The organism is Microcoleus sp. LEGE 07076 (assembly GCF_015207455.1).
In the GTDB taxonomy this organism is placed as follows: Bacteria; Cyanobacteriota; Cyanobacteriia; order Cyanobacteriales; family Microcoleaceae; genus Microcoleus.
The window spans coordinates 26,096-40,741 of record NZ_JADEWV010000039.1 but is presented as its reverse complement, the minus strand read 5'-3'; the positions used below and the strand labels follow the sequence as shown (position 1 = coordinate 40,741).

Here is a 14,646-nt window from a genome sequence, read left to right as displayed (position 1 = left end):
ACTGCCAACTGACAACTGACAACTGACAACTGCCAACTGCCAACTGCCAACTGACTAATGACTAATGACTAATTTATGCCCAACAATAAATAAACTATCATTTCCCCTTTACCTTTAATCTCAATAGCACCGCGCCTTTTAAACGAAAATTTATCTTTCAAACGCTCGTAAACCGCCTCTGTCACCTGAATTTCCCCCGGAATACCGTTTGATTCCATTCTGTGAGCAACATTCACCGTATCCCCCCACAAATCGTAACTAAATTTAGTTAAACCAATGACTCCCGCCACCACTGCACCAATATTGATTCCAATGCGGAGACTAAAGCTGTGATTGGTTTTTTTATTGAAGCTAGCGACAGCAGCTTGCATATCCAGTGCCATTTGGGCGATCGCCAAAGTGTGATTTTCCTGCGGTTCCGGCAAGCCGCCGACTACCATGTAAGCATCGCCAATAGTTTTGATTTTCTCCAAACCGTGCCTTAACGACAACTGGTCAAATTGAGTAAAAATTTGATTCAAAACTTTAACCGTTTCTGTAGCAGTGTTTTGAGAGGCAAAATTTGTAAATCCCACCAAATCAGCGAATAAAACGCTGACATCGGAAAAGCTGTCAGCAATTATGCTTTGTCCCTCCTGCAAGCGCTCTGCAATCGCTTGCGGCAAAATATTTAATAGCAGTTCTTCAATTTCTTCTTTCTGCAACTTGGTTGTTTCCAACAGTAACCGCGTTTCAATTTCTGCCTGTTCCCGATAGGCGATTTCCCGGCGATACATCTGATTTTTCTCGGTAAGTTGCACTTCGAGTTCCTTCAGCCGCAATTGATTTTCAACCCTAGCTACCACTTCCACGGCTTCAAAAGGTTTAGTAATGTAGTCTACCCCGCCAGCATCAAAGGCTTTCACCTTATGAAAAACTTCTACCAATGCACTCAAAAAAATAATCGGAATGCCGCGAGTGCGATCGTTTGCTTTCAAGCGAGTGCAAACTTCGTAGCCATCGATACCGGGCATCATAATATCCAGCAAAATCAAGTCAGGTAGATTTGAGTGTACAGACTCGATTGCCAGTTTTCCGCTATTTGCAAGTCGTACTTCATAACCTTTTCTCGATAAAATTCGCTCCAATAAGGTTAAATTATTAACGCTGTCGTCAACAATTAAAATACTGCCCTTAAGTTTTTTAGAATATGGTTGATTCATCGGGTTGTTACGGACTTATACGATTTGAGATTTGAGATTTGAGATTTGATATTTGAGACCCCGAATCGGTTATTGGATCGGGGTTTGGATCGCTGGTCTACAGTGGAACCCTGTGTGCCCCAGCTTTAATAGGTGCGATCGCCTGACTGAGCTTTTTAAGAGCCGATCTAACCAAGGGAACTCTTGAAAAGCTCGCACTCAAACAAAAAATGTTTTTTAGAAAGCCGGAAATGTTCCCGCCTACAGTTGCATTATTTTGGGAATGGGTATTAGTTAAATTTAAAATTTCTTGGAATTTAAAACTTACGCACAGGTGCGTCAACATCGGGTTTATTCACGAAAATACTTCATTGCTGCCGATCGCAAAGAGTAGAAAGAACTGGTTGTTGAGGGCGGGAGTAAATCCTAAATTCAAATTTATCCTAATTTGTCAGGCACGGGTAAAGCTTTGGCTAAAACTTTATATTCCCGGTAAATTAGATCGCCCTCCGCGTAGATATAGCAACAAGTTGATGCACTACTAGCGGCCCGTTTTACAACTAACAAGAACCCAGCCGTCCCAAGGCGGCTGCAATTTGTAGTACACTCAAAGACGAGCGGGACACTTGGCAGCGGTAATTTTCTCTAAATTTTGACGGTAGCCAGATTCAAAACCGCGATCGACCTCGCAGGCGGTTGACAAATCAGCGTGATGTTTTAATTAGATGTTCTGGGAGTCTCTGGTGCCGCATTTTATTAAGAAATTTTACAATAATTTTACACGTTGGGGAGAATCCGGGGGGGACTCAAGTCAAACTATGCTCGAAGCGATCGGATCGAACATAATTTTGATAAAATTTAATACTCACAAAAAATTTTCTATTGTCCGTCGGGGTAAAAACAATGAGCGATCGACCAATCATTCTCGGTATTGTCGGAGACAGCGCAGCGGGCAAAACCACCCTGACACGGGGAATTGCCCAAGTATTGGGACCAGAAAATGTCACTGTGATTTGCACGGACGACTATCATAGGTACGACAGAAAGCAGCGGGCAGAAATCGGGCTCACAGCACTGCATCCCGACTGCAATTACCTAGACATAATGCAGCAGCACCTAAGCCTGCTGCGTACCGGACAAGCAATTCTCAAACCCATTTACAACCACAACTCAGGTACATTCGATCCCCCCGAATACATCAAGCCCAGCAAATTTGTAATAGTTGAAGGTTTGCTAGGTTACTCAACTCGTGCAATCCGCGATGCTTACGATGTAAAAGTCTATCTCGCTCCCCCAGAAGAGTTGCGAACTCAGTGGAAAGTTAAGCGCGATACCATGAAGCGCGGTTATACTGAAGAACAGGTGCTTGCAGAAATGAACAAGCGGGAAAATGATTCGGAAGACTTTATTCGTCCCCAGCGTAAGTTTGCTGATGTTGTAGTTACTTTTTACTTACCAGAAGAGGACAATGAAGTCAATTTGAGTGTCCGTTTAGTCCTGAGACCGACAATTCCTCACCCTGATTTTACAGAGATGTTAGCTCGAAGCAGCGAGAATTTTAAACCTGCAATTCGCCTGGGACTCGATCGGGATATGGGAAAACCGGTTGACGTGTTGGAAGTAGACTCTCACGCCACCAGCGAGCAAGTAAACGAACTGGAAAAGATTTTGTGCAACGAAATGCCCCACCTGCGGGGATTTTGCGCTGCCCAAGGCAACCCGGAAATTGGCAAACTGATCGGCACAACTGGGGAAGTTTTGCAAAGTTACCCGCTAGCTTTGACGCAGTTGCTAGTTGCATATCACATGATAAAAGCCATTCATTTATATTAGTTAGTTATTGGTTGGCAGTTGTTAGTTGTTATTTGTTATATGTTATTTTTTGCTGTTGGTTCTAATTCCGAATTGCCAATTCCCACTAACTACTACCAACTGACTACTGCCAACTAACTAATGACTAATGACTAATGTACTAACAAATTCAGATTAAAAGTCGCTAATTGCTGAAGCTGCATTGAGAATGGCAATTGACTTTGAGGTGCGGGTAACATTTCGCCTCGGAAGTCGAGGGCGGTAACGAGTAGCAGGTAGGCAACTGCTAAAACTATAGAAATCACGCCGGTGATAATAGCAATAATTTTTGAACGTTCCATATTCAGTAAAAATCAATGGCAGGTAATATTAGTTTAACATTAAAAAGAGCAATTCTGTAAATCCACCTAATTCAATCTAAAATACGGGCTATTAAAAAGCTTGTTGTGTGTATCTTTTTCTGCCTTCTTCATTCCTTCTTCCTTCTTCCTTCTTCGTGATAACTAATGACTGTTGACTGTTGACTGTTGACTGTTGACTGTTGACTAATGACTAATGACTAATGACTAATGACTAATGACTAATGACTGATGACTAATGACTGATGACTAATGACTCTGTGTTATGCAATAGAATATAATCAGGTGCTGCTTATTTATATAAAAAAAATGGAACCTCTTATAGATGCGCCACATTCCACCGAGATGCCCGGAGCTACCCCAGTGGTGGAAATATTTAATCTGGGGAAGTTCTACCGTACCGGCTTCTGGATGAACGAAAAAATAGAATCGCTCAAAAGTTGCACTCTGACTGTCTCTGAGGGGGAAACTTTCGGGCTGTTAGGGCAGAATGGAGCGGGAAAAACTACGCTGCTGAAGACTTTGCTGGGGATTGCGCGGCCGACTTCTGGCAGGGGGCTGTTGTTGGGGAGACCTTTGGGCGATCGCACTGTGAAGCAACGAGTCGGCTATTTGCCAGAAAATCCTTATTTTTACGATTATCTCACGGGCTGGGAATTTTTGCAATTTGCGGCGGGCTTATTTCAAATCCCCCCCTCAATTCAGCGGCAGCGAATTCCGCATTTGTTAGACTTAGTTGGGCTATCTCAATCGGCGGCAATCAAAAAACAGTTGCGCCAGTATTCTAAGGGAATGCTGCAACGGATCGGCATGGCTCAAGCTTTGATTAATAATCCCGATGTGGTATTTTTGGATGAGCCGATGTCTGGTTTAGATCCGATGGGGCGCTATCAGATGCGGGAGATAATTTTATCGCTGAAAAATCAAGGAAAAACGATTTTTTTTAATTCGCACGTACTCTCGGATGTGGAGAAGATTTGCGATCGGGTGGCAATTTTGGCTCGCGGTGAGTTAATCTGTGTTGGTGCGATCGACGAACTTTTGGGTAATACTGAAACTTACCGGGTTGAAGGCAGGGGCGGCCACTTGAATATCCTCAAAAAATGGATACCGGATATGGAAGTTGATAATGATTTGTGGTACGGGCATTTGCAGGGCGATCCGAAAGAGTTTATTTCTAGTCTGAGTGCTACCGGAGGGCAGCTAATTGGGATGAATTTGGCTAAACCTTCTTTGGAAGAGTTTTTTATGCAGCAACTGCAAGAAAGAGGGATTTATTCTAGTGGTTGAAATCTATAATATCGGCGGTTGAAAATCGGTAGACGGTGGAAACCCGGCGGTTGAAACCCGGCGGTTGAAACCAAGAAACCCGGCGGTTGAAACCGCGTCTAGACAAACAAAGTCCGCCTTCGCGGAATAAGAAAACGGGCTTCTCGGCCCGTTCGATAACATATCTAAAAACCCGGCGGTTGAAACCGCGTCTACACAAACGATGTCCGCCTCCGCGGACTAAGAAAACGGGCTTTTGGCCCATTCCACAATACATCAAATTTCTTGTGGGGTGGGTATCTTGCCCGCCCCTGAAAGGGTAATGTTTTTTACCTCCGCTAACAATGGCAACTCTATGTTTCCACACACCAACTCTGCACAAGTCCACTGCTGCAAATACTCATAAACTTCAGAAATAATCGCATTTGCTGCATCTAAATTTCCCGCCTGACGCGCGTGATAGTGCGCTCTAATTAAGGGCTGAATATCCTCAATACTTTGCCATTCCGATTCTGGTTTGAGGGGAATACTGATATAATAATTATAAGCTTGGCTGTGGGCGGTACGCAGATTTTCGGGATTTTGACTTAGCAGGTACTCGCCCTTTTCTCGGACTAGGGGATGCAAGTGATAGGATTTGAGATGGCGATCGCAATATAGCAATTGTCGCCGCTTCAGTGCTTGAATAATATTTTCTTTAAGCTCATATTTGCTAACTTCTGGCATTTAAGCGCTAATTCCGGCAAAAGATAGGGGATATTCTGAGGTTTGATAGACGGAAATTCGACCCAGACAAGTTTGCTCGCTGTCGCTCAGACGCGCTAGGATTTCATCGATCGCACTTTCAATATCTCGAATCAGCAACCAGTCTCTGTGTTGTAAAAAATTCCCGACATTTCCCTGAAACTCGGTATCGTCTCGAATCAAGGCTGCGACGAGTTGTAAGGCTTTGGGATGTCCAGAATAGCGATCGCCCATTTCGGCTAATTCTTCTGGATTTGCAGTCAGATTAAACGATTGCAACAGGGAAATTGCTGCATCTCGATCCAATCCGTTGAGCTGAATTTCGCGGGTGACAGTTGGCGGCAATTCGGCTAAGCTTTCGCGACTGGTGAAGATGATTTTGCTTTGATGTTCTGTTTCTAATAGTTGTTTGAATAACCAAGCATATTCTGCACAATCTTCGGCGAAATAACCTGCGGCTTTTGCTTCTCCTGCTTTCAAAAGTGTGTCGGCGCGATCGAACACAATTAAGCAAGGTTTTTCTCTGAGGATTTTGAGCAGATTTTCGGTGTTTTTGCCGCAGTCATTTTGAGCGTTGGTGGCGGGGGTAATGTCGCCGTTGGAGAGGGTGAATAGCAGGGAGTCAATTGTGCGATCGCAGGGGGGTGCTTTGCCTGTTGCGGATTGCAATGATTGCCAAGCGGCGCAGGTGAAGGGGGTATTTTCGGTGTGGAGTTGGCGAATTAGTTGGCTGGCGAGGGTGGTTTTGCCGGTGCCCGGTAATCCGACTATTGAGATGGCGGTGATGTCTGAGTTAACGATCGTAGTTTTTAAGATTTCGAGTTCTTTGGTGCGCTGTACCCAATTTCTGACGGGGGGTAAGTTTTCTGGGAGGGGGAAAGTGCGATCGGTTTGGTTGTCTAGGGGGATATCTGCGATCGCGGCGGCAAAGAGTGGTTCTGTTTTGATATTTTTGTAGCCCTCAGCAATGTATTCCCAATTTTCTATTTCTACAGCTTTGCAAATATTGATAAAGTTCTCTCGTCTAATTCCTTTTCGGCTCCAAAAACGCTTTAAGGTGGCTTTTGAAATTAAAGCTGCAAGACACCAAGAATCCTCGCTTTTGTTCCATTCGAGATTGCGTCGCACCATATCAATGATTTTCAATCCTTCTTCGGATGCTCTGAGCAAACCTGCCATTGGTACTCCTCTACGGAAACTCTGCGTTTGTCAAGGATGTTACACGATCTGGTGAACCCAGAAGTGAGCCAAATGAGACAAATGAGCTAAATGAGCCTTTTTTGCTGAGCCAAATGGTGAGCCGTTTAGCCTATGCAGAGCAAGGATTGTGGAGTAATCTGAAATGATGTGCTTGGCTGTCAGCTAGGTTTGAGGGTGCATTTGAGGGGCGATCGGGGATACAGCTTATCTGCTGTTGGGAGCAATGTAAAGTTTTGTTACAAAAATAGGGCGATTTGCATAAAAAGCAGAGGAAGGCCCTGATAAGTATTTAGGAAAGCTTGCTAGGCGGGCTTTGCTGGTTTTGACGCAACTATATTTTTGAGGAGATGGGATGATGACGAATATTAGCTTAGGGCCGACGATTGATGGAAGTTTGAGCAGCACCGATCCTCAAAACCATCAAAGATTAGGTATAGCGAGAAATCCTGTTGACGGAATTGGGCTACAAGTTAAAAACTTTATTAGGCGTTGATTTTACTGCTCTAAGAGTTTTGCTTCAGTTAAACGATTGGTGGAGATTTTCTTCCAATATCAACTTTTTAATTCTCCTGACTTCAAAAAGTATGATGCTTTTGCCAAACTGATTTAGAGTCGCTATGTTAACACAAGTAATAGTTAGATTCAAAAAGAAACCTCTTCAAGCAAGCTTTTTTGCTGCAAAATTACTGAGTTTAATTTAAACAATCTTAAGCTCAATTAAAGCAAATGACAAAGTTGTAAGTCCATAATTTCCCATTTTCCAAATAGCTAAAGGTAGATCATGTCACACAAAATCTCTGAAACTCCGAAAGCGATCGCATTTATCGATACTGCTGTCCCTAATTGGAAGACTCTAGTTGACGGCGTTACCCCTGGAACAGAAGTAATCCTGCTGGATTCTAACTGCAACGGGGTAGAACAAATTGCTCAAAAACTGCGGGGCGGTAAGTTCTCAGCAGTTCACATTGTATCCCACGGCGCTGTCGGTTCTCTGCAACTCGGCAATACGATGTTGACTTTGGATACATTGAACGCTTCCACTCCAACCAATATCATAAATGAAGAAAACCGGGGTGTAGTGTCTCTTTCCCCCTCCCGAAATTGCGACTTTGTGATGTGGGTAAAGGAATGGGCAAAAGGGCTGGCAAGTAATGCTGAGATTCTTCTGTATGGCTGCAATGTAGCAAAGGGAGATTTGGGTGCTGCTTTCGCACAGCGGTTGAGTCAGCTAACAGGGGCTAATGTGGCAGCTTCTACGAGTCTGACTGGTAGTGCCCAGAAAGGCGGCGATTGGGAATTGGGGTATGCCACTGGGGCGATGGATGTCTCTTTGGCGTTTGGGCCACAGGTGCAAGAGGCTTACCAAGGAATTTTGGCGATTAAAGTCACTTACGATACACTATTTCCTCCACAAGCTAAAAATGCGTTTGATTACGCAGTTAATATCTGGAACCGAGTAATCGACACCTCGAAAGTAGACGTAGTAATTGACGCAACTTGGGAAACTGTAACTGGTTTTTTGGCACAAGGAGGAGGCTTTAGCACAGCAAATTTTCCGGGCGCACCGTTAACAAATACTATTTATCGAATGGCGTTAGCCAACCAATTAGCAGGCAATGATTTGAATGGAATTTCCCCTGAAATAAACGTCCGTGTTAACAACGATCCCAGCGCTAGTTCGCCGGGAATTTCTTGGTACTTTGGAACCGATGCTAATCCCGGTGCTAATCAAACGGATTTGGTTAGTACACTCCTCCATGAAATTGCTCACGGAATGGGATTCGCTGACTCTTTTCTGTACAATACAGGCAATCAACAGGGCAGTTTGTCTAGTACCAGTAACTATCCCAGAATCTACGACAGATTTATTGAGAATAGTTCAGGTCAGAAAATCACTGACACAGCGCTGTTTCCCGTGCCTTCTATCGCACTAGGAAACCAGCTAATCAGCAATAACTTGTTTTTCAATGGCCCTAAAGCTGTCGTAGGAAATGGTGGCACCAAACTTAAGGTTTACGCACCTAGCATTTTTAACAGCAGTGAAAGCATCGGTCATTTAGACGAAGCCACCTATGGAGATGGCACTAATTCGTTGATGACATACGTTCGGGGTTTGGGAGTAGCTATCCATGACCCTGGGCCTCTTACACTTGGCGTACTGGAAGATATAGGTTGGAAATTAAATGCTGACTTGGGTGTAACTCTTACGGTGGACAATCCTGCACCCAAAGAAGGGGATGTCATTACCTACACTGTCAGTGCAAAAAATGTGGGATTAGGCAATGATGCTGCCAATATCAAGTTGACAAGTTTGTTACCTACAACTCTCAGTCTTACAAGCAACACTCCAACCCAAGGCACTTACGATCCTGTAACAGGTATTTGGGATGTGGGCAAGTTAGCGGTTAATGGTACTACCTCGTTGACTCTCAAAGCTACAGTCAATCCTGGTAGTGGTGGGCAAACTATTAGTAACACAGTCGCGATCGCTGCTGCCGATCGCAATGACCCTGATATTACGAACAATAATGCGAAAGTTGACATCGCTGTAGCTCCGACTCCAACAACTCCGACTCCAACAACTCCGACTCCAACAACTCCGACTCCAACAACTCCAACTCCAACAACTCCGACTCCAACAACTCCGACTCCGACTCCAACAACTCCGACTCCGACTCCAACAACTCCGACTCCGACTCCAATTCCAATAACTCCAACAACTCCGACTCCAACTCCAACTCCAACAACTCCGACTCCGACTCCGACTCCAATTCCAATAACTCCAACAACTCCGACTCCAACTCCAACTCCAACAACTCCGACTCCAACAACTCCAACAACTCCGACTCCAACAACTCCAACTCCAACCCCAACTCCTGCACCGTTAGTATCCATCTTTTCACCCAAACCCAATGCTACAGACGGCGGCGAACCGACGGGACTGCCACAAAATCTTAGCGGGCCTGGATTTTACTTCTTCACAGACAATGCTGATACTGTTATACCGCCAGAGGCGATGGGCAAAGGAATCGTAGCCCTATCAGGAAATGACTCTTTAACAGGTACGAATAACGATGAAATCTTCAGTGGCAATCAAGGTGCTGATACACTTAACGGACTGGGTGGCAACGACATTTTGTTGGGCGGAAAAGGCTCCGATAGCATTGATGGCGGTGCTGGTAACGACTTTCTCAGCGGCAATAATGACAATGACAGCCTAATAGGAGGAGATGGCAATGATGTTATGCGGGGCGGTAAGGGAAATGATATTCTCAATGGCGGTGCTGGCGACGATATACTCATAGGCGATCGCGGCCAAGACATTATTACAGGCGGTGATGGAAATGATGCTTTCTTCTTGGCCGTAGATGAAGATTCAACTCGGATTAATCAAACAGATGTGATTGCGGACTTCCGCCCTGGAGATTCAATTGGTTTGAGCGAAGGACTCACATTTTCTGCTCTGACTTTTGAGCGTGTGAATTTGCAGCTTGACGGCGCAGCACCTGTGGCTTCTACGGCTATCAAAGCGGGTGATAATTATTTGGGTATAGTCTCTGGGGTAGCTCAAGATGCCCTGAATGCTAGCGTTTTCTTCAAAGCCTAGATCGATCGCACGGAATGGATCGAGGCATCTGTGCAATTGGGTTCGGCAGCCAGGGCTGGGGTTTCTAGCTATCCTAGGGTAATTGGTGGTCGGACCCATAACGGTATGATGTCTATTCAACAACTAGCCAACATATCTAACTACGGTACACCTTCAAACACCAACAATCCAGTAAAAATATGTGACTATAAAGCCGACCTGATTTTTTATGAAAGAAATCCTCAAATGTTGGGTAGGAAAATTTCTAGTAGTCAATCTAGTTTAGCCAATGAATGGTCAGGAATTAGAAGGAATATTCGGGGATGTCAGTAACGCATCAAAGCCTTAGTATTTGTAGTGCACGACTTACGCACTCCGACAAAGAAACCGGGTTTTTTACCGAATCTACGGGTAGCAACGAAGTATTTTCGCAAAAACCCGGTTTCTGGGCTCCAGTGCAAATAGACAAACAACACCTAATTTGTTATAATTGAGTAAAACTCTTTCCTACGGAGTTTTACCCAACTTTATAATAGCTGAAAGATATGTTTTGGATTCTAAAAAACTTAATCAGCACAGATACCCAAGGACACCTAAGTTTAAATCTCGAACCCAAATCAACAGAATATCGAGTTCTTGTCAACGAAGCCGGACAAATTTTATTAGACCCAATAACCAACATACCCGATCGCGAACAGTGGTTGTGGCAAAACCCCCAAGCATTAGCCGCCGTTAAGTGCGGCCTCGCCCAAGCAGCTAAAGGTGAAGTACATAATTTGGGTGACTTTTCGGAATATGCCGATTTGGAGATTGAAGACGAATGAATTTTCGGATCGAATTTTCTTCATCAGCTAGAGATAGCTTGGTTAATCTTCAGGAATTAGATGTCAAAAAATACAATCAAGTGCTAAAAACACTTGGATTAATGGCAACTAATTTACGCCATCCCAGCTTGAAAACTCATAAATATCTGGCCCTAATGAAGAGGAAGTATTTGAGGTCTACGTCGAAAACAAGACCCCAGCAGCATTTCGAGTTTTCTGGTATTATGGGCCCGGAAAAGGTGTAATCACAATTATTGCAATTACGCCTCATCCCTAAAGTGCGATCGCCCTTCCTCATAAAGCCCTATAATAATTAATAGCTCCTGTACTTTGAGGGTTTTACCAGTGACAACCATCACCATTGAAGTTCCCGACGAGCTCTCAGAGCAACTCGCACTATTGGGCGAACAACTGCCAGAACTCTTGCGCCTGTGCGTCGAGCAACCAGTGTTGCCCTCCCGCACCTACCGCTATATTTTAAACTTTCTTGCTAGCGCGCCCACAGCAGAAGAAATCGCAGCCTTCCGTCCCACTCCTGAAATGCAAGAACGCCTGCGGATATTGGTAGCCCGCAGCAAAGCTGGTGAACTGACTTCCCCAGAACAAGCAGAACTAGATGAATACGAGCGGATTGAACATCTAGTAATCATGCTCAAAATGGGCAACCTACCTTATCTCACCCGCCAATCTTGATTTGTGACTTATATTTCTGCCACCCTTCGCCGATATATTGAAGAACGCGCTTCCTACGGCTGCGAGTATTGTCTGCTGGGAATTTCTTTGAGTTTTTTCCCTCACGAAGTTGACCATATAATTGCTGTAAAACACGGAGGTACAACTGATGAGAATAATCTCGCCTTCGCTTGCTGGCGATGCAACCGATATAAAGCAACAGACCTCGGTTCTTTCGATCCCCAGACTAGCGCTTTTAGTTTCCTCTTCAACCCCCGGACGCAGAACTGGCCCGAACACTTTACCTTGGATGATGATGCCCTGATTATTGGGTTAACTCCAGAAGGGCGCACAACTGTCAATTTGCTACAGCTTAACAGTGACGAGCGACTGGCAGAACGCAGGCGATCGCTCTCTAGTTCATAATAGGGCGATCGATACGCACTACGACTAAAGAAACCGGGTTTTCACTGAATCTGTTGGCTGCGGCGAAGTATTTTCGCAAAAACCCGGTTTCTGGGCCCTATGCGTAAGTCATAATATCGTTAAAAAATCCTCATCGTGAGTCATAATTATCCGCTTTTGTTCGCAGATAAATGCTAACTGCGATTCATCAGTCTGAGCAAGCAATCCCGCCTCAATAGTTGTTGTAACATCAATTAATCGTTTACGCAACTCTCGCGCCACAGCCGATTTAACATTCTCATCTAAATGAAAGCGGATGCGTTCACTCACCTCTAATTTCCCTCAGCTTTTCCTGCAAAGGAGAAGGTGGACTCTGACGCTTCAACTCTTCGACAAAAGCATCTGATTCAGCAGTGCGGCGGTCAATTTCTCCTCGATTATCGTAATAGTAAGTCATGGCCGCATGAACCGAAGCCGGCGACAAATTATAGTCCCTAGCGATTTCTTCGATCGACTCTCCCATATTAAGATACATTTCAGCTATGTGTGCTACAGAAATTCGATGACCTGCAATGCGTGGTTTACCACCCAGCACTCCCGGTGTAATTTCAATATACTTTGTGATGACTGATTGCTTAGACATAAAGCGTCAAAGGCTCCTAATTGATAATATTTAAAGATATTTAATTTTAGCAAAAACAGACGAAGTTCTATCGCCCCTTTGTTATGTACATCTAAAAGCTCTCCCGCAAAATGTCTTCCCCCGACTCGGTACGAATCTCTTCCAGAGTAAGAAAGTCTTCTGCCCAGGTTCCAGCGAGGGAATAAACCAATTCTGTCCAAGGAGTTAAAGAATCTACTGTATCGGTGGATTGGTGAGCATTCAGGTACTTGGCACGAATAAACTCAGCGAAAGTGAGAATTTCGCTAGCTTGGTTTTGGGGAAGAGTTTTGACGATCGCATAAATCTGTTCAATATAGCAATCCTAAATCATTTTCAATAACTGGTTAAAAGGCTAAGAGCCTAGGAATCGATGTCACTTTTGAAGAGCCTCCTGCGAAAATGGAGGCAGAGCCTCGCCTATCTGCGTTACCAGGCAGAGCCTGGTAACGAGTAGAACGAGTAAATCACTTAGGATTGCTATAACAGTCATAATCTGGTTATAGATAAAGAGAAGTTTATCTTTGTTTTAGCAATTACAATCGGTTTAGTTCCACAGCCGATCGCCCTTTCCTTTAATAGCACAATGTCTATTCACCAACTAGCCAACCAATCTAACTGCGGTACACCTTCAAACACCAACAACCCAGTAAAAATATGTGATTCGAGTTTTGAGACAGGAGACAGAAAGCAGAAGGAAAGAGTCAGAAGCAAAGAACCAGAATAAGTGTTTTTACAAACATGAGATGCTCCCTGGTAAGCCTGCTGGCATTGTATATTTTCCCACTCACCTACTGTGCCGATCGCGCTGGCGATCGATCTTTGCCAACGCAGCACCCGAAACATCCGCCAGAATACTAATTATCCGATACAAAGCCACCGCACTCAAAATTATACCCGTAGAAAAACGATCGTACAGCAGGGCGATCGCCGTTGCTTCAAATACTCCCATTCCCCCCGGCGCACCCGGTACCACTAAACCCACCACAAACGCCAAACAAAAAGCACCCAACAAGCTGGGAATATCGATAAAGTTTACCGGATTTAAAGCCATTACCGTTAGCAAAAAACCGCAGCCCCGCAATCCGATAAAACACATTTGTCCGATTAACGGCACTAAAGGATAGCGTTTAATTGGTAAATTAATTTCGCCCGGGGACTTGACACCAGATGTTTTTTTAGCTAGATTGGAGCTAGACTCTAAACGCGAAATTGGTCGATCGCCCGCAGCCTCCTGAGCCTGGGAATTTTCCCCATTGTTCTTGGATAACTTCAACCGCTCCACAAATAGAACGATCGGATTTAAAATTCGGGGCTGAATCGCCGTTAAAATCGCAGCAGAACCGACAATTCGCAAAAACCCATTGAATTTGTCAAAACAAATCAACCCAATCAGCACCCCCGCAGAAGCCATCAGCAGCGGTTCCAGCAACACGCTGAGAGTAGCAAATTTCGACGAAATACCAGCCTTTTTCGCCTCCAAGATGCGACCCCAAAAATGCCAAATATTCCCCGGCAAATACTTGGCAATATTAGTTTTTAGAAAAACTTGAATCGCCCACCCTGCATTTACAGATTGACCGAATTCCCGCAAAATTAACATCCACACCCAGCCAACAAAAATCAGAGACAGTAAAGTGACACCGAGGGCGATCGCCAGCAAGGGAAAACTTTCGGCTCGAAGTTGGATATTCGCGACTTCTCGCCAGTGAGTAAAAAAAGCTTTGGCAATAAATAAAAAAGTCCCGCCCAGAATCACATAGCGCAAATAAGGCTTTAAACGCGATTTCGCCAGCTTGAAAAAATTCTGAATTCGATCCAAGTTTTGTTTTCCCATTTTCCGATCCTGATTAGTGAATTTGGGATTGTAGATTCCTCAGCCACAATTTCATGTTTTAAATCTAAAATTTAGATCGATCGTACTTAAGGAGTA

16 protein-coding genes are annotated in these 14,646 nt (G+C 44.4%); 7 read left to right on the top strand and 9 right to left on the bottom strand.

All coding sequences use genetic code 11. The features are described 5' to 3' along the window. Nucleotides 1-68: 68 nt before the first annotated feature. Nucleotides 69-1,202 (bottom strand): adenylate/guanylate cyclase domain-containing protein, encoded by a 1,134-nt coding sequence (locus IQ270_RS09305; RefSeq protein WP_193972935.1) that lies wholly within the window; start codon nucleotides 1,200-1,202, stop codon nucleotides 69-71. 882 nt (nucleotides 1,203-2,084) lie between these two features. Between IQ270_RS09305 and IQ270_RS09300 the strand changes: the two genes are divergently transcribed. Then, nucleotides 2,085-3,014 carry a phosphoribulokinase gene (locus IQ270_RS09300; protein ID WP_193972934.1) on the top strand — a complete coding sequence of 310 codons (930 nt, stop codon included), beginning with the start codon at nucleotides 2,085-2,087 and terminating at the stop codon, nucleotides 3,012-3,014. 131 nt (nucleotides 3,015-3,145) lie between these two features. Here IQ270_RS09300 and IQ270_RS09295 read toward each other — a convergent pair whose 3' ends face one another. Beyond that, nucleotides 3,146-3,334 carry a hypothetical protein gene (locus IQ270_RS09295; protein WP_193972933.1) on the bottom strand — a complete coding sequence of 63 codons (189 nt, stop codon included), beginning with the start codon at nucleotides 3,332-3,334 and terminating at the stop codon, nucleotides 3,146-3,148. A gap of 363 nt (nucleotides 3,335-3,697) precedes the next feature. Between IQ270_RS09295 and IQ270_RS09290 the strand changes: the two genes are divergently transcribed. Continuing rightward, nucleotides 3,698-4,642, top strand: coding sequence for an ABC transporter ATP-binding protein (locus tag IQ270_RS09290; protein WP_228056207.1), 945 nt, complete (start codon nucleotides 3,698-3,700; stop codon nucleotides 4,640-4,642). On the opposite strand, the gene IQ270_RS09285 is transcribed toward IQ270_RS09290, so the two are convergent. From IQ270_RS09285 to IQ270_RS09280, 3 genes are read right to left on the bottom strand one after another with little or no spacing between them, the layout of a single operon-like run. Next, nucleotides 4,632-4,886, bottom strand: coding sequence for a hypothetical protein (locus tag IQ270_RS09285; protein ID WP_193972931.1), 255 nt, complete (start codon nucleotides 4,884-4,886; stop codon nucleotides 4,632-4,634). The genes IQ270_RS09290 and IQ270_RS09285 overlap by 11 nt on opposite strands. An 11-nt stretch (nucleotides 4,887-4,897) precedes the next feature. Then, nucleotides 4,898-5,347 carry a hypothetical protein gene (locus IQ270_RS30855; protein ID WP_228056203.1) on the bottom strand — a complete coding sequence of 150 codons (450 nt, stop codon included), beginning with the start codon at nucleotides 5,345-5,347 and terminating at the stop codon, nucleotides 4,898-4,900. Further along, a complete protein-coding gene (locus IQ270_RS09280; protein WP_228056202.1) occupies nucleotides 5,348-6,544 on the bottom strand; it encodes an NB-ARC domain-containing protein in 1,197 nt (398 codons plus the stop codon). A gap of 802 nt (nucleotides 6,545-7,346) precedes the next feature. On the opposite strand from IQ270_RS09280, the gene IQ270_RS09275 reads away from it, so the two are divergent. The 5 genes from IQ270_RS09275 (at nucleotide 7,347) to IQ270_RS09255 (ending at nucleotide 12,073) form a co-directional block, all read left to right on the top strand. Next, nucleotides 7,347-10,172 carry a DUF4347 domain-containing protein gene (locus IQ270_RS09275; protein ID WP_193972930.1) on the top strand — a complete coding sequence of 942 codons (2,826 nt, stop codon included), beginning with the start codon at nucleotides 7,347-7,349 and terminating at the stop codon, nucleotides 10,170-10,172. 524 nt (nucleotides 10,173-10,696) lie between these two features. After that, nucleotides 10,697-10,975 carry a hypothetical protein gene (locus tag IQ270_RS09270; RefSeq protein ID WP_193972929.1) on the top strand — a complete coding sequence of 93 codons (279 nt, stop codon included), beginning with the start codon at nucleotides 10,697-10,699 and terminating at the stop codon, nucleotides 10,973-10,975. Further along, nucleotides 10,972-11,220: a hypothetical protein gene (locus IQ270_RS09265; protein WP_228056201.1), complete on the top strand. Its 249-nt coding sequence runs from the start codon at nucleotides 10,972-10,974 to the stop codon at nucleotides 11,218-11,220. Before IQ270_RS09270 ends, IQ270_RS09265 begins: the two co-directional genes overlap by 4 nt. Before the next feature lie 100 nt (nucleotides 11,221-11,320). Then, nucleotides 11,321-11,668 (top strand): hypothetical protein, encoded by a 348-nt coding sequence (locus IQ270_RS09260; RefSeq protein WP_193972928.1) that lies wholly within the window; start codon nucleotides 11,321-11,323, stop codon nucleotides 11,666-11,668. 3 nt (nucleotides 11,669-11,671) lie between these two features. Beyond that, complete coding sequence (locus tag IQ270_RS09255; RefSeq protein WP_193972927.1) at nucleotides 11,672-12,073, top strand: HNH endonuclease signature motif containing protein; 402 nt, start codon at nucleotides 11,672-11,674, stop codon at nucleotides 12,071-12,073. Nucleotides 12,074-12,181: 108 nt separating this feature from the next. Here IQ270_RS09255 and IQ270_RS09250 read toward each other — a convergent pair whose 3' ends face one another. From IQ270_RS09250 to IQ270_RS09230, 4 genes are all read right to left on the bottom strand, one after another. Further along, nucleotides 12,182-12,382, bottom strand: a complete 201-nt coding sequence (locus IQ270_RS09250; RefSeq protein ID WP_193972926.1) for a DUF5615 family PIN-like protein — start codon at nucleotides 12,380-12,382, stop codon at nucleotides 12,182-12,184. Then, nucleotides 12,375-12,695: a DUF433 domain-containing protein gene (locus IQ270_RS09245; protein WP_193972925.1), complete on the bottom strand. Its 321-nt coding sequence runs from the start codon at nucleotides 12,693-12,695 to the stop codon at nucleotides 12,375-12,377. The genes IQ270_RS09250 and IQ270_RS09245 overlap by 8 nt, the downstream gene beginning before the upstream one ends. 612 nt (nucleotides 12,696-13,307) lie before the next feature. Continuing rightward, nucleotides 13,308-13,550, bottom strand: a complete 243-nt coding sequence (locus tag IQ270_RS09235) for a hypothetical protein (RefSeq protein WP_193972924.1) — start codon at nucleotides 13,548-13,550, stop codon at nucleotides 13,308-13,310. Next, a complete protein-coding gene (locus IQ270_RS09230; RefSeq protein WP_193972923.1) occupies nucleotides 13,501-14,550 on the bottom strand; it encodes a lysylphosphatidylglycerol synthase domain-containing protein in 1,050 nt (349 codons plus the stop codon). Before IQ270_RS09230 ends, IQ270_RS09235 begins: the two co-directional genes overlap by 50 nt. Between the last annotated feature and the right edge of the window lie 96 nt (nucleotides 14,551-14,646).

What these genes read in the sequence shown, in the direction of transcription:
- IQ270_RS09300 (WP_193972934.1), top strand. Translation starts at nt 2,085, where the DNA reads ATGAGCGATCGACCAATCATTCTCGGTATTGTCGGAGACAGCGCAGCG.
- IQ270_RS09305 (WP_193972935.1), bottom strand. Translation starts at nt 1,202, where the DNA reads ATGAATCAACCATATTCTAAAAAACTTAAGGGCAGTATTTTAATTGTT.
- IQ270_RS09270 (WP_193972929.1), top strand. Translation starts at nt 10,697, where the DNA reads ATGTTTTGGATTCTAAAAAACTTAATCAGCACAGATACCCAAGGACAC.
- IQ270_RS09295 (WP_193972933.1), bottom strand. Translation starts at nt 3,334, where the DNA reads ATGGAACGTTCAAAAATTATTGCTATTATCACCGGCGTGATTTCTATA.
- IQ270_RS30855 (WP_228056203.1), bottom strand. Translation starts at nt 5,347, where the DNA reads ATGCCAGAAGTTAGCAAATATGAGCTTAAAGAAAATATTATTCAAGCA.
- IQ270_RS09290 (WP_228056207.1), top strand. Translation starts at nt 3,698, where the DNA reads ATGCCCGGAGCTACCCCAGTGGTGGAAATATTTAATCTGGGGAAGTTC.
- IQ270_RS09265 (WP_228056201.1), top strand. Translation starts at nt 10,972, where the DNA reads ATGAATTTTCGGATCGAATTTTCTTCATCAGCTAGAGATAGCTTGGTT.
- IQ270_RS09275 (WP_193972930.1), top strand. Translation starts at nt 7,347, where the DNA reads ATGTCACACAAAATCTCTGAAACTCCGAAAGCGATCGCATTTATCGAT.
- IQ270_RS09285 (WP_193972931.1), bottom strand. Translation starts at nt 4,886, where the DNA reads ATGGGCCAAAAGCCCGTTTTCTTAGTCCGCGGAGGCGGACATCGTTTG.
- IQ270_RS09230 (WP_193972923.1), bottom strand. Translation starts at nt 14,550, where the DNA reads ATGGGAAAACAAAACTTGGATCGAATTCAGAATTTTTTCAAGCTGGCG.
- IQ270_RS09245 (WP_193972925.1), bottom strand. Translation starts at nt 12,695, where the DNA reads ATGTCTAAGCAATCAGTCATCACAAAGTATATTGAAATTACACCGGGA.
- IQ270_RS09280 (WP_228056202.1), bottom strand. Translation starts at nt 6,544, where the DNA reads ATGGCAGGTTTGCTCAGAGCATCCGAAGAAGGATTGAAAATCATTGAT.